This is a genomic window from uncultured Friedmanniella sp. (assembly GCF_964244285.1).
Classification (GTDB): Bacteria; Actinomycetota; Actinomycetes; order Propionibacteriales; family Propionibacteriaceae; genus Microlunatus.
Genome location: NZ_CAXTHT010000002.1, coordinates 444516 through 458469, shown reverse-complemented (window position 1 = coordinate 458469; position 13954 = coordinate 444516). Strand labels below are relative to the sequence as shown.

Genomic DNA, 13954 nt, shown 5'->3' with positions numbered 1-13954 from the left:
TCCCGATCGGGGTCCCGGTCTTGGCACAATTCCGCCATGGCCACCCCCGGAGCCATGCTCGCCGGCGCACGCGCCGTCGCGGTAGGCGTGATCCCGTTGCTCGTGCTCCTCACCGCTCAACCCGCTGCTGCTACCCCGCCGAGTCCGGACGGTCGGGCGGTCACCGCCGCGGCCGGCAGTGCGGTCGACAGCAACGACCGGTCCTCGGTGGCGGCGGCGTACCGCGACGTCTACCTGCCCGCGGCCGCGGTGACCGCTCCTGCTCCAGCAGCCGATGCGGCCTCGCGGTGCGCGGCGGGCACCCCGCCCAAGGCTCTCCAGGACGCGACGCTCGCGCTGGTCAACTACGTGCGTCAGCTGAGCGGCGTGCCGGCGGTCACGATGAACACCACCTACTCGGCCTCGGCCCAGCAGGCGGCGCTGATGATGTACGCCAACGGTGCAGTCACCCCGCCCGCGGGCGCTCGGTGCGCGACCGACGCGGGTCAGGACGGCCTCGCGGCCTCCAACCGCAGCGGCTCGGCCTCCGGAGCCAGCGTGGTCGAGCAGTACCTGGACGAGGCCGGCGACGACCACGTCAACGTCATTCGGCGCTCGCGGCTGCAGAAGCCGACCGTGCAGTCCATCGGCAACGGCACGGTCGGTACCTACAACGCGCTCTGGGTGACCACCACCCGCGGCAACGTCGACGGGCCCGACTACACGAGCTGGCCCTCCAGCGGGTACTTCCCTGCTCCGCTGGAACCGGCCGGCCGATGGTCCCTCACCCCCTGGAACCCCGACAACAGCCTTCAGCGGGCCACCGTGCGGGTCACCGGGCCGGGCGGTCAGCCCGTGAGCGTCACGATGCACAACGTCGCCGACGCCAAGTCGTCGCTGGTCTTCGAGGTGGGGCTACTGCCCGTCCCGACGGGCAGCCGGGTCGACACCTACACCGTCACGGTCTCCAACATCACCAACCGGTGGGGCGACACCCTGGACGACTACACCTACCCGGTCCGGCTGTTCGACCCCGCCGGGGACGCACCGCCGGCGCCCGTCCAGGTCACGGCCACCGCCGCGCCGACGGTCACGGGAACCGCTCAGGTCGGGCAGCTGCTGACGGCCTCGGCGCCCACCTGGACCCCGTCCGGGGCGAGCACGGCGTACGCATGGCTGCGGAACGGCACCCCCGTCCCGGGCGCGACGGGCACGACCTACGCCCTGACCGCCGACGACGTCGGCGCCCGGATCAGCGTCCGCGCCACCGGAACCCTGACCGACTCGACCACCGGAACCAGCAGCTCGACGGAGACGACCGCGGTGACCAAGGCGCCCGCGAGCATCACCGTGACCGCCACCTCGACCGATCCGGGCCAGGCGCACCTCGTCGCCACCGTCTCGGCCCCGGTGAGCGGAGTCGGCGGCACGGTCGAGGTGCGCGAGGACGGCTACCCGATCGCCCCCGCCCAGCCCCTGGTCGACGGCAGCGCCACCGTGGACGCGACTGACCTGCCCCCCGGCCGGCACACCTTCACGGTCGTCTACAGCGGCGACGACTCGGCAGCCGGAGCGACGACCACCACCACCCTCACCGTCGCCGACGCGATCAGCCCCGACCTGACCGTGAGCGCCAGCTCGGCGGCGGTCGGCCGGCTCGCGCTGGACGTCGCCGTCGACGCGGCCGGGCAGCCGGCGGTCGGGGGCACCGTCTCGGTCCAGGAGGGCACGACGACGCTGGGGGCCGACCTCGCGGTCAGCGCCGGGACCGCGCGCTACCAGGGCAGCAAGCTCACGCCGGGCCGGCACACCCTCACCGTCCGGTACAGCGGCACCAGCCGGGTGAAGGCGTCCAGCACCACGATCAGCACCACCGTCAAGGCCCAGGTGAAGCCGGTGCTGACCGTGAAGAGCGCCTCCGCCGGCAAGGGCAAGGTGAAGATCGCCGTCAAGGTCACGGCGTCCGGACAGCCCGGCCTCCGCGGCCTGCTGGCCATCCGGGAGGGCAGCAAGACGCTGAAGCCCACGCTGGCGCTGGTCTCGGGCCGGGCGAGCTGGTCCACCAGCAAGATCACCCAGGGGAAGCACACCTACACGGTGCTCTACCGCGGGACGTCGGAGGTGGCCAGCGGGTCGGCCAGGACGGTCGTCCAGGTCCGCTGACCGGCGGCCCGGCTCAACCCAGCTGGGCGTGCAGGAAGTCGAGCGTCCGCGTCCAGGCCAGCTCGGCGCTCGCGGCGTCGTAGGTGCCGAGGTGGTCGTCGGGGTTCGCGAACGCGTGGCCGGCCGGGTAGTAGAAGTACTCGACCTCGACGCCCGCCTCGTCACGGATCTGCTGCTCCTGGGCGTGCGCGGCGTCGACCGGGTACATCTGGTCGGTCTCGCCGTAGTGGCCCTGCACGGGGGCCGCGATCGCCGCGTAGGAACCGGGCAGGTGGCCCACGCCGTAGTAGGGCACCACCGCGCCGATCGAGTCCGGCCGCTCGGTCGCCAGCAGCAGCACGAAGCCGCCACCCATGCAGTAGCCCACCGCCCCCACCTTCTCCGAGGTCACCGCCTCCTGCTCGAGCAGGTAGTCGACCGCGCCGGCCAGCGCGCCGGCCGCCGCCTCCTCCGACAGCGAGCCGGCCAGCTGCCCCGCCTCGTCCACCCCGTGCGTGACGCGGCCGCCGTACAGGTCCGGCGCCAGGGCGACGAAGCCCTCGGTCGCGAAGCGGTCCACCACGCCGACCATGTGGTCGTCGAGGCCCCACCACTCCTGGATGACGATCAGCCCAGGGCCGCGGCCCCCGGGCGGCAGCTGCAGGTAGCCGCTGATGGTGGTGCCGTCCCGGTCGAAGCGGACGTTCTGACGCGGTGCGAGATCACTCATGACCGCCACCCTAGGCCGGGTACCGTCACCGGGTGACGCGGAGCCGCTGGTCGGACCGACCGGTGCTGCGCAGCCTGCGCCTGCTGGTCGGCCTGGTGCTGTTCGGGCTGGCCCTGGCCCTGCTGGTCCAGGCCCACCTCGGTCTCGACCCCTGGACCGTCCTGACCCAGGGTCTCGCCGAGCGGCTGAGTCTCAGCCTCGGCACGGTGACCGTGCTGCTGTCGCTGGCCGTGCTGGCCCTGTGGGTGCCGCTGCGTCAGCGACCCGGACTGGGGACGGTGGCCAACGCCTTCGTGGTCGGCCCGGTCCTCGACCTCGGCATCGCACTGATCCCGCAGCCGGACTCGCTCGTCGTCCGGGTGTTGTTCGTCGTCCTGTCGCTGGTCACCATCGCCGTCGGCACCGGGCTGTACGTGGGTGTGGGCTGGGGCCCAGGCCCTCGCGACGGTCTGATGACCGGGCTGGCGGCGCTCGGGCTGCCCGTGTACGCCGCCCGGATGCTGATCGAGGGCACGGTGCTGCTGGTGGGCTGGCTGCTCGGTGGCTCCGTCGGGGTGGCGACGGTGGTGTTCGCTCTCGCCGTCGGGCCACTGGTGGGTCGGGCCATGCCCAGGCTCGTGCTGCCGCCCAGCTCCGGACCTGCCGTCTCCTGAACCGCTTGCTGGCCCTCGGCCCTACGGCGTGGCCTCGTGGCCCGGCTTCCCCACCGAGCGCTCGTCCTGCTTGAGGCGGGCCTCGAACAGGTGCCGCCGTCCGCCCGCGAGCTGCTCCCGGGCGGACCGCTCGTGCTCGCGGAAGAGCGACCAGTAGCCGTCGTCGTAGTCCTCCACGATCTGGAACGTCCACCGGCCCGCGACCACGTTGCGTCCCACGAGCTCTGAGCTCAGCCGGTCGGCCACCTCGGCGTGGCCGGCCGCACGCAGGGCCTCGACGGCGCCCTGGAGCGCGATGTCGGCCTCGCCGGTCAGCTGGTGGAAGGTGTACAGCTCGCCGCGGGCGCGCTCCACCGTCTCCAGGGCCTCGCTGAGCTTGCCGAGCGCGTCCACGGTCGCGTCGGAGACGCCGTCGGGGGTGCGGTGGTCGGGGTCGGGCAGGTCCTCGGCGGGTACGTCGCTCATGTCAGTCACCTACCCACTGCCCGAGGCGGAGGAACCGCCCTCCGACGCTTCCTTGCATCCCGAGAATGCTCGTGCACCCTGTCGAGCGGGTGCACGAGCGATCTCAGGGGGCAGCGTGGCGGTCGGGAGGCACCGGTGCCTGTGCTGAGCTTCAGGGTGGAAGTGCTCAGCCCCGCAGGGGGTTCGCGCTCAGCGGGTGAGGCGGCGGTGGGTGGCCCGGTGCGGCCGGGCGGCCTCAGCGCCGAGCCGGGCGATCTTGTGGGACTCGTAGTCGGCGTAGTTGCCCTCGAACCAGAACCACTGAGCCTGGTTCTCGTCGTCGCCCTCCCAGGCGAGGATGTGGGTGGCGACCCGGTCCAGGAACCACCGGTCGTGGGAGATCACCACGGCGCAGCCGGGGAACTCCAGCAGCGCGTCCTCCATGGACTGCAGGGTCTCGACGTCCAGGTCGTTGGTCGGCTCGTCGAGTAGCAGCAGGTTGCCGCCCATCTTCAGCGTCAGCGCCAGGTTGAGGCGGTTCCGCTCACCACCCGAGAGCACGCCGGAGGGCTTCTGCTGGTCGGGCCCCTTGAAGCCGAACGAGGCGACGTAGGCCCGTGACGGCACCTCGAAGCTGCCGACCTTGATGTAGTCGAGGCCGTCGGAGACCAGCTCCCAGACGTTCTTCTTCTCGTCCAGGCCCGAGCGGCTCTGGTCGACGTAGGAGTACTTGACCGTCTCGCCGAGCCGCAGGCTGCCAGCGTCCGGCTGCTCCTCGCCCACGATCATCTTGAACAGCGTCGACTTGCCCACGCCGTTCGGGCCGACGACGCCGACGATCCCGGCACGGGGCAGCGAGAAGCTGAGGCCGTCGAACAGGAGGCGTTCGCCGAAGCCTTTGACCAGGTGGTCCGCGTCCAGGACCGTGCTGCCCAGCCGCGGCCCGGCCGGGATGTTGATCTCCTCGAAGTCGAGCTTGCGGTTGCGGTCGGCCTCGGCCGCCATCTCCTCGTACCGCATCAGACGGGCTTTGTTCTTGGCCTGCCGCGCCTTCGGGTTGGAACGGGCCCAGTCGAGCTCGCGCTCCAGGATCTTGGCGCGCTTGGCGTCCCGCTTGCCCTCGACCTGCAGCCGGGCCCGCTTGGAGTCCAGGTAGGTGGAATAGTTGCCCTCGTAGGGGTGGGTCTTGCCGCGGTCGATCTCCAGGATCCACTCGGCCACGTTGTCCAGGAAGTACCGGTCGTGGGTGACGGCCAGGACGGCGCCCGCGTACGACTTGAGGTGGCCCTCCAGCCAGTGCACCGACTCGGCGTCCAGGTGGTTGGTGGGCTCGTCGAGCAGCAGCAGGTCGGGCTGCTGCAGCAGCAGCTTGCAGAGCGCGACCCGGCGGCGCTCACCACCGGACAGCACGTCGACCATGGCGTCCGGCGGCGGGCAGCGCAGCGCGTCCATCGCCTGCTCGAGCTGGGAGTCGATGTCCCACGCGTTGCGGTTGTCCAGCTCGGTCTGCACGTCGCCCATCTCGGCCATCAGGGCGTCGAAGTCGGCGTCCGGCTCGCCCATGGCGGCCCCGAGCTCGTCCATCCGGCGCTGCAGGGTCTTGATGTCGGCGACGGCCTCCTCCACGTTCTCGAGGACCGTCTTGCCCTCGGTCAGCGGCGGCTCCTGCAAGAGAATGCCGACCGACGCGTCCTTGGCCAGCATCGTGTCGCCGTTGTTGGGCTTCTCCAGCCCAGCCATCAGCTTGAGCAGCGTCGACTTGCCGGTGCCGTTCGGTCCGACGACGCCGATCTTGGCGCCCGGGTAGAAGGACAGGGTGATGTTGTCGAGGACGACCTTGTCACCGAGGGCCTTGCGGACGTTGTGCATCGAGTAGATGAACTCAGGCATGAGCAGGCGAACCTTTGGCTTGGTGGGGTGGAGCGGCGTGCGAGCGGTCCGGACCGAGAGCGGTGGCCCCGCAGCCGCCCAGTATGCCAGCGTCGGGCACCGGCTCCCCTCGCTCAGGCGCGCAGCGCGGCCAGCAGCGCGGCTCCGTCGGGGCGGCCGAGGCCGGTGCAGGCGTCCCAGCCCGCCGCCGCGGGATAGCCGGGCGCCCCACTGACGGTGTTGCTGCCGCTGGTGATGTCGACGACGGGCCCGGCCGACGGCGAGGCGGAGGCGAGCGCGTACAGCGCGGCGTTCAGCTGGCCCACCGGGCTGCCCAGCGCGGAGTTGACGAGGGCGACGAGACCGGCCCACAGCGGGGCGACCGCGCTGGTGCCGCCGATCACGACGGACCGCCCGTCCACCACCACCTCGTAGCCGCTGGCCGGGTCGGCGTCGCCAGAGACGTCGGGGACGCCCCGGCCCTGACGTCCGCCCGGGTTGACCGAGACCGGAACCCCGGCCGTGGCCTGGTAGTCCGGCACCGGGAAGAGGTCGCTCACGCCACCCCCGGACGCGCCGCCCTGACCGTCGTTCCAGACCTGCTCGCTCACGATCTGGTCGCCCGAGACCTCGATCCGGGTGCCGCCGCAGGCGAGGACGTGCGGGCTGGAGGCCGGGAAGTCGGCGTGGGCCAAGCCGTCGGTGACCCGGTCGGCCGCCCCGTTGTCGCCGGAGGCGGCGCAGACGGTCACGCCCAGCCGGGCCGCGTCGGCGAACGCGTCGTCCATGGCCGTGGCCGCCTGGGCCGTCCACTCCGACTCCGCGGCACCCCAGCTGATCGAGAGCACCGACGGCTGGTGGGTGCTGTCGTGCAGCGCGGTGGTGATCGCGTCCAGGAAGCCCGCGTCGGTGTTGGGCGCGAAGTAGACCGCGATGGTCGCGCCGGGCGCGACCGCACCGGCGACCTCGATGTCGAGCAGCACCTCACCGTCGGCGCCGTTCGCGTCACCCGTCGGGGTGTTCGCGCTCCCGTCCACCCCGACGGCGACCACCGTCGGTACGGGGAGACCGAGGCCGGAGAAGTAGGTCTGCAGGTCGCTGTCGGCGTAGCCGCCGCCGAGCTCGATGATGCCCACGCACTGACCGCTGCCGTCGACGTCGGTCGGGAAGTCGTAGAGCGAGGCCAGCTGCCGCGCGGTGACCGACGTCCCCGCCGCCTGGGCGGCGGGCCGTACCCGGTGCCGGGTGGCGGCCTGAGGCCGGTCGTCCAGCCCGAGGACGGCCTGCACCCGCTCGACCAGCTCGGCGGGCAGGTGGACCGCTCCGACCCGTCCGCGGAAGGTGCCGGCCACTCCCTCGTAGCGGTGCAGCTCGACGCCGAACGCCTGCTGCAGCTCGGTCGCCGAGCCGGCCAGCCGTACGGTCCGGCGGGGACCGTCGGACCCGACCACCGTCAGGCCCTGCCGGGCCGCGAACGCGGCGACCGCCTGCAGGTCGGACTCGTCCGCCCCGGTGGCGGCGGCCAACTCGTCCCGGCTGAGGTAGGAGCGGCCGCGGACCTCCGCGGAGGTGAACCGCTGCTGCGCGGCGGGCTCGGCCGTCCCGCGGCGCGGTCGCAGCACGACCGTCACCTCCAGCCGCTCGTCGGCCGGCAGGGCCTCGAGCCGTCGGGCGTCCGCCGGAGCCTTGCGGTGGCTACCGGGCAGCGGCACCCGGTTCGTCTCGTTCGTCATGCTCGTCACGCTAGGGGACGGCTCTGACAACAGGCAGGAGCGTCAGTCCCCTTACCCGCGCTCAGTGCATCGCCACCGGTTCGTCGCTGACGGTGAACGACCGGCGGTCGACCCCGATCATGGTCCAGGCGATCGGGGCGGCCGCGGCCAGCCCGATGGCCCCGGCGAGGAAGACCCAGGAGTAGCCCTCGACCAGGGCCACCGGGCCGACGGATCCGTCAGCGGTCGCGGATGCGAGGACCGCGGCGTAGATGGCGGTGAAGACGGCGGTTCCGACGGAGCCGCCGATCTGCTGGGTGGCGGTGACGGCTGCACTGGCCACGCCGGAGTCGCGGGGCTCGATGCCGGCCAGGGCGACGTTCTGGAGCGGGACGAAGACCAGGGCCAGACCGACGCCCAGCAGCAGCTGACCCGGCAGCACCTCGGTGGCGTAGGAGCCGCCGACGCTGATCCGGCTCAGCCAGAGCAGGCCCGCTGCGGCCACCAGCGGGCCGACGGTCATCAGGACCCGCGGCCCCACGGTGCCCAGCAGCCGGGAGACGACCGGCGCGGTGACCACGATCGCTGCCGTCATCGGCAGCGACGCGAGCCCGGCCTGGAGCGGGGTCATCCCGAGCACGATCTGGAAGTGGAAGGTGAGGTAGAGCAGGGCCCCGAGCAGCGCGGCGCCGACCAGCACCGAGACCAGGTAGGCGCCACCACGGACCCGGTCGGCCAGCACGCGCAACGGCAGCAACGGGTGGGCCGAGCGCGCCTCGACCCGGACGAAGGCCGCCAGCAGCACCACGCCCAGAGCGAGGAAGGTGATGGTGTCCCAGCTGGCCCAGCCGGACTCCGCACGGGAGAAGCCGTAGACCAGGGACGCCAGCCCGCCGGTGACCAGCACCGCGCCCGGGACGTCGTAGCGGGTGTCGCCGTCCGCCCTGCTCTCCCGCAGCAGCACGATGGCGGCCACGATGGCCACGGCCGCGATCGGCACGTTGACCAGCAGGCACCAGTGCCAGCTCAGGTACTCCGTCAGCACCCCGCCGAGGACCAGGCCGACCGCGGCCCCGCCGCCGCCGATGGTGCCGTAGACCGCGAAGGCGCGGACCCGGTCGCGACCGCTCGGGAACGTCATGGAGAGGACGGCGAGCGCAGCGGGGGCCAGCAGCGCGGCGAACGCGCCCTGGAAGCCGCGCGCCAGCAGCAGCAGGGTGCCCGAGGTGGCGACCCCGCCGACGGCCGAGGCGAGCGCGAAGCCGGCCATGCCGATGATGAACGAGCGCTTGCGGCCGGCGTAGTCGGCGATCCGGCCGCCCAGCAGCAGCAGGGCGCCGAAGGCGAGGGCGTACACGGTCACGACCGAGCCGCGCTGGCCGTCGGTCATCCCGAGGTCGGCCTGGGCGGCGGGCAGGGCGATGTTGACGATGGTCGCGTCCAGCACGACCGTCAGCTGCGCCAGCGCCACCACGGCAAGCACCAGCCACCGCGATCCACCCCTGCCTCGGTCGAGGCCGGCGGGGGCCGGGGCGATGGGACGGGTGGCGACAGACATGGTTCTCCTCGATCGGTTTGCGTGAGTAACCGTACGAGTTGGTTCGGTCGAAGTCAAACGAACTAGTTCGACCGGTGTACGGTGGCCTCATGTCCGCCGCCACCGCCGTCGACGTCCGCAGCCGGGTGCTGCTGGCGGCGCGCGCGGAGTTCGCCGAACGCGGCCTCGCCGGCGCCAGGATCGACCGGATCGCGCACGAGGCCAGGGCGAGCAAGGAGCGGATGTACGCCTACTTCTGTGACAAGACCACCCTGTTCCAGGCGGTGCTCGACCTCGGGGCCGCCGACTTCCACGAGTCGGTCGATCTCGACCCGGCCGACGTGCCGGCCTTCGTCGCCGCGGCCTTCGACCATGCGCTGGCCCACCCCGAGCACCTGCGGATGCTCACCTGGGCGCGGCTGGAGGGGATGACCTACCGCCTGCCGGAGGGTCAGGCCGCGCCCGACGCCAAGATCGAGGCCCTCCGGGAGGCGCAGCGGATCGGCGCCGTCGATATCGCCTGGGTCCCGGAGGACCTGTTGGAGCTGCTGTTCTCGGTCGCGCACGCCTGGGTGCAGACCCCGATCCCGCCCGAGCAGCTGACCACCGGCACCGAGGACCACCGCCGAGCCGCCGTCGAGGCCGCACGACGGCTGGTCGCGCCCGCGAACGCCTGAGGATCAGCGAGGTGGTCGGCTAGGACCAGAACGGAGGGCGGTCGCGACGTCGCGGCTGCCCGTTCCACTCCGTCAGCGGAGCCGACTGCCACCACCACTCCGGGTCGTGGGGCAATCCCTCCACCCGGGTGCGTCCGGTGACGGCGAGCAGGAGCCGTCCGGGGTCGCCCAGAGTGGTGTCCACCCACGGGAACACGCGGTTGAGGGCACGGAGGGAGACGTCGGACGGCAGGTCGAGCTCGACACCGACGAGGTGCGCGGCGTCGCTCCCGTGCACCAGCAGCTCGGTCACCGCCATGCCCGACCAGCCGGCCGCATCGGCGAGGCCGCTGGGGTGCCAGGCGACGTCGCTCCCGAGATCGCGGAGCTGCCCCGCCAGCACGTGGGCGGCGGTCCGGGCGTTGTCGAGCTGTGCCGACGGCGGCGCCCGGCGGCCGTCCCGCAACACGGGCAGCCGGCCGTGGGCTCGACGGGCCACCTGACCGGCGTAGAAGAGCAGGGCGTCCACGATGTGCTCGACCGTGCGCGCGGCGGTCCACCCGGTCGGGCCGTCGTTGTACGCCCACACCGGGTCGTCGTCCCGGATCGTCCCCAGGGGCCCGATCGCGTCGGCCGCGCTGACGACATCCTCCGCCGCCCCCATCGCACCCCCCGTAGCTCGTCGCCTAGCCCCGGGCCTGCCGCAGGGCCGTCAGCGCGTCCTCGTAGCGCTGGCGCTCGACGGTCAACGGCTCCAGCACCAGGCGTTCGGTGACGGCGGCGATGGAGCGGCGGAGCGCCGACCGGGCCTGCCGGGCCCGCCGCCGGGCACCCACCGCCACCCCGATCCGGGACAGGGCGGCCACGAGCAGGCCGGCCACCACCCCGCCCAGCGTCAGCACCGTCGGCGCGGGCAGCCGCCACCAGAGCACGTCGGGCAGCGGCGGCAGCCGCAGGTAGGCCAGCACGAACGCCGAGCCCAGCCAGAGCAGTCCGGCCACCACGGCGGCGACCAGCACCCACTGCACCACCTGCACCCACCTCCACCAGCGACGGTGCCCGGCCAGGTCGAGGTCCGTGCCGGCGACGGCACGGTCCAACGCGTCGGGTAGCGAGGACTCCCCCGAGCGGACGGCCCGCCTCGTCGCGTCGGCCCAGCCGCGGCTCATACCGCTGGTCGCGGCGTCGGCGAGGCTGCGCAGCGCGCTGTCGACCCGGGCCCGTTGGACGCCGGTGGTGGCCGGCAGGGAGGTGCGGCCGAGCGTTGACGGGTCGATCTCGCGCCGCCGGCCGCCGACGCCCAGCCGGTCCAGGTGCAGTCGCCGCAGCGGGTCGGGCTTGAAGCGGGCCAGCCAGGCCAGCACCGGCCAGCCCGTGGCCAGGCCGCCGCGCAGCCGCCACGCCTTGTCGACGGCCTCGACCACCACGGGGACGGCCGCCGCCTGGGCGAACGAGGAGTTCAGCGCCTCCACCGCCGACTGCGGCAGCCCGGCCACGCCTCCCGTCCCGGACGCGGTCGAGAGCCGGTCGGCCGCGGCGGAGACGTCGGCGGCCAGCCGGGTGGCCGCCGCCTTCTTGTCCGCGACCCGCCGGGCCAGCCGGCTGCGCAGCTCGGGCAGTCCCGCTCCCGTCCGGGCGGAGACGCCCAGCACCTCCACGGCGCCCAGGCCCTCGGCGGCCAACAGCCGCCGCAGGTCGCGCAGGCACTGGTCCCGCTGCTCCGGGGTCAGGGTGTCGACCTGGTTCAGGACGACCATCATCACCGCCGCGTGCGAGGCCAGCGGCTTGAGGTAGCGATCGTGCAGGGCCGCGTCGGCGTACTTCTGGGGGTCCACCAGCCAGACCAGCATGTCGACCAGCTGCACCAGCCGGTCGACCTCCAGCCGGTGGGCGATCTGGGTCGAGTCGTGGTCGGGCAGGTCGAGCAGCACCAGGCCACTCAGCCCGGCGGCCGCAACCCCATCCACGGCCAGCCCGTGCCGGCGGGGGACGGCCAACCAGTCCAGCAGCTCCTCACCGGCATCGTCACCGAAGCTGGCCGCCAGCGGGCTCGAGGTGGTCGGCCGTCGGACGCCCACCGTCGCCAGGTCGGTGCCGGTCAGGGCGTTGAACGTGCTCGACTTCCCCGAGCCGGTGGCGCCGGCCAGGGCCACCACGGTCGCGGCTCCCGACACGGCCAGCCGACGGTCGGTCTGCGCGACGACCCGCTTCGCCTCGGCCACCGCCTCCTCGGCCGCCCGACCCTCGCACAGCTCCGCCGCCTCGCCAAGCGCGCGGACGCGGACGCTGAGCTGCTCCGTCTCGTCGCGTCGGCGTAGCAGGGCCAGGCCCTTGCCCGCCATCAGCGCAGCTCCTGCCGCGGGGCGGGCGGCTCCACCAGCTCGGCCTCCCAGACCTCGCCCCCGTCCTGGGTCCCGAACGGGAGCTGAGAGACCCGCGGCGCCTCGAGGGCCGGCCGTGCCGGGGCCGCCGCCAGGGCCGGCTCGGACTCGGGCGCGGCGGCGGGCAGGCCGCCTGCCCGCGCCGCCACCAGGGCTGCCGTGGCGCTCTGTAGCCGGTCGGCCGCGGCCGGGTCGAGCGCCAGCGCGTCCAGGACGGCGTGGTAGCGCAGCAGCTCGGCCGACATCAGGGCCTCGACCCGGAGGTCGAGCTCGGCCTTGGCGATGTCGGCCAGCCGGCGGACGGCCTGATCGCCGAAGACGGCCTCCAGCACCCGCTGGGCCAGCACAGCCGTCCCGCCGGCCACGCCCACCTCGGCGCCGACCAGCCCGCCGGTGTGGGCGAACGCGACGATCATCAGCGCGACCCCGAGGCCGTTGACGCCGAAGGCCAGGAAGCGGGCGCGGGACCGCTTGGTCATCCCCTCGTCGGCCACCAGGTCCAGGACGGCGCCCTGCCAGTCCCGGATCGCCCGGTCGACGGCCCGGTCGAAATCCACCGACGAGCGGGACAGGTCCTCCCGGGTCCGCTCCAGCACGGCCCGGCCGGCCGCGTTCGCCTGCCAGGACGCCTCGACTCGTTCGGCGGCGGCGTCACCCTCGGCCTCGACCAGGGACTCGAGGCCGGACTCGACGGCGACCTTCAGGTTGTCGGCCTCGGGCGGCTGGCCCTTGATCGCGGCGGTGACCCGGTCGCGCAGCCAGCTGACCTTCTGCTCCAGCGCCCGGAAGAACTCACCGGTGCCCACGAACTCGTGCCAGCGGGTCAACACCTCCCCGCGCAGCAGGGTGCCGTCGGCGGTCTGGACCTGCACCGTACGGACGGCCTCGGCGTAGCTGTGGTCGGCCTCGGCCCGCAGCCGCTCGACCGCCTCCAGCTGGTCCCCCAGCGCGGCGGCCACCCGCGGCGTCCGGGTGGTGAGGGCGGCGATCGCGCCGTCGAGGGTGCGGTGGACGACCGCGGTCCGGCTGGTCTTGTCGGCGGCCAGCGCGGCCAGCCAGCCGCGGATCGGCTGTACGGCCGACACGGGCAGCAGCCCGTCAGCGTCCACGGCGGTCTCGGGGACGGCGAACAGCGGCGATCCGGCCAGGCCCCGCTCGCTCATCATCTGACCCAGGTGGGGCGGCACGTCGGCCATCGCCCGCGGCGGCACCCGGTCCAGGACCACCGCGACGGCCGCGCTGCGCTGAGCGGCCGAGTGCAGGAAGTCCCACGGCACCTGGTCGGCGTAGCGGGCGGCCGAGGTGACGAAAAGCCACAGGTCGGCCGCCGCGAGCAGCTGGGCCGCCAGGGTCCGGTTCTCGCTCACCACCGAGTCGATGTCGGGAGCGTCCAGCAGCGCCAGACCGGGCGGGATGCTGTCGTCGGTGACCAGCTGCAGCGACTGCGTGTCGTTGCGGGCACCGGTCGAACGCGCGAGTCCCGGCAGGATGCGGTCGTCGGCGAACCAGTGCGCGTCGCTGCTGTGGTGGACCAGGACGGGCGCCCGGGTGGTGGGGCGGATCACGCCCGGCGCGGTGACCCGGCGACCGACGAGGGAGTTGACCAGCGTGGACTTCCCCGCGCCGGTGGAGCCGCCGACGACGGCGAGCAGCGGCGCGTCGATTCCGGCCAGCCGGGGCAGCACGTAGTCGTCGAGCTGGCGGGTGATGTCGGTGACCGTACGCGCCGAGTCGGCCGCCTCGGGCAGGGGCAGCGGGAAGGTGACCGGCGTGACCGCGGACCGCAGCTCGACGAGAGCCAGCTCGAGCGGGGTGCGTTCACTGCCGGGCATCGGCGCTCCTTCGCGGCTA

At 73.5% G+C, this 13954-nt stretch carries 11 protein-coding genes; 3 read left to right on the top strand and 8 right to left on the bottom strand.

Going from position 1 to position 13954, the window contains the following annotated elements; all coding sequences use genetic code 11:
- Nucleotides 1-36 precede the first annotated feature (36 nt).
- Nucleotides 37-2142, top strand: a complete 2106-nt coding sequence (locus ACFE7W_RS06445) for an Ig-like domain repeat protein (protein WP_375423923.1) — start codon at nucleotides 37-39, stop codon at nucleotides 2140-2142.
- A gap of 13 nt (nucleotides 2143-2155) precedes the next feature.
- Here ACFE7W_RS06445 and ACFE7W_RS06440 read toward each other — a convergent pair whose 3' ends face one another.
- Nucleotides 2156-2851, bottom strand: a complete 696-nt coding sequence (locus ACFE7W_RS06440) for a dienelactone hydrolase family protein (RefSeq protein WP_375423922.1) — start codon at nucleotides 2849-2851, stop codon at nucleotides 2156-2158.
- Between the two features lie 32 nt (nucleotides 2852-2883).
- Between ACFE7W_RS06440 and ACFE7W_RS06435 the strand changes: the two genes are divergently transcribed.
- Complete coding sequence (locus ACFE7W_RS06435) at nucleotides 2884-3504, top strand: YitT family protein (protein WP_375423921.1); 621 nt, start codon at nucleotides 2884-2886, stop codon at nucleotides 3502-3504.
- Nucleotides 3505-3525: 21 nt separating this feature from the next.
- On the opposite strand, the gene ACFE7W_RS06430 is transcribed toward ACFE7W_RS06435, so the two are convergent.
- The 4 genes from ACFE7W_RS06430 to ACFE7W_RS06415 form a co-directional block, all read right to left on the bottom strand.
- Nucleotides 3526-3969, bottom strand: a complete 444-nt coding sequence (locus ACFE7W_RS06430) for a hypothetical protein (RefSeq protein WP_375423920.1) — start codon at nucleotides 3967-3969, stop codon at nucleotides 3526-3528.
- 189 nt (nucleotides 3970-4158) lie between these two features.
- A complete protein-coding gene (gene ettA / locus ACFE7W_RS06425) occupies nucleotides 4159-5838 on the bottom strand; it encodes an energy-dependent translational throttle protein EttA (protein WP_375423919.1) in 1680 nt (559 codons plus the stop codon).
- A 113-nt stretch (nucleotides 5839-5951) separates the two neighbouring features.
- On the bottom strand, nucleotides 5952-7550 hold the full coding sequence (locus ACFE7W_RS06420; protein ID WP_375387282.1) for a protease pro-enzyme activation domain-containing protein: 1599 nt from the start codon (nucleotides 7548-7550) through the stop codon (nucleotides 5952-5954).
- A gap of 61 nt (nucleotides 7551-7611) precedes the next feature.
- Nucleotides 7612-9087, bottom strand: a complete 1476-nt coding sequence (locus ACFE7W_RS06415; RefSeq protein WP_375387283.1) for an MFS transporter — start codon at nucleotides 9085-9087, stop codon at nucleotides 7612-7614.
- Nucleotides 9088-9176: 89 nt separating this feature from the next.
- Here ACFE7W_RS06415 and ACFE7W_RS06410 point away from each other — a divergent pair, with 89 nt between their 5' ends.
- Nucleotides 9177-9743: a TetR family transcriptional regulator gene (locus ACFE7W_RS06410; protein ID WP_375387284.1), complete on the top strand. Its 567-nt coding sequence runs from the start codon at nucleotides 9177-9179 to the stop codon at nucleotides 9741-9743.
- 19 nt (nucleotides 9744-9762) lie between these two features.
- On the opposite strand, the gene ACFE7W_RS06405 is transcribed toward ACFE7W_RS06410, so the two are convergent.
- The 3 genes from ACFE7W_RS06405 to ACFE7W_RS06395 are packed head-to-tail and all read right to left on the bottom strand — an operon-like array spanning nucleotide 9763 to nucleotide 13935.
- Nucleotides 9763-10386, bottom strand: coding sequence for a hypothetical protein (locus ACFE7W_RS06405; RefSeq protein ID WP_375387285.1), 624 nt, complete (start codon nucleotides 10384-10386; stop codon nucleotides 9763-9765).
- A gap of 22 nt (nucleotides 10387-10408) precedes the next feature.
- Nucleotides 10409-12064 carry a YfjP family GTPase gene (locus ACFE7W_RS06400; protein ID WP_375387286.1) on the bottom strand — a complete coding sequence of 552 codons (1656 nt, stop codon included), beginning with the start codon at nucleotides 12062-12064 and terminating at the stop codon, nucleotides 10409-10411.
- Nucleotides 12064-13935, bottom strand: a complete 1872-nt coding sequence (locus ACFE7W_RS06395) for a dynamin family protein (protein ID WP_375387287.1) — start codon at nucleotides 13933-13935, stop codon at nucleotides 12064-12066. The genes ACFE7W_RS06400 and ACFE7W_RS06395 overlap by 1 nt, the downstream gene beginning before the upstream one ends.
- Nucleotides 13936-13954: the final 19 nt, after the last annotated feature.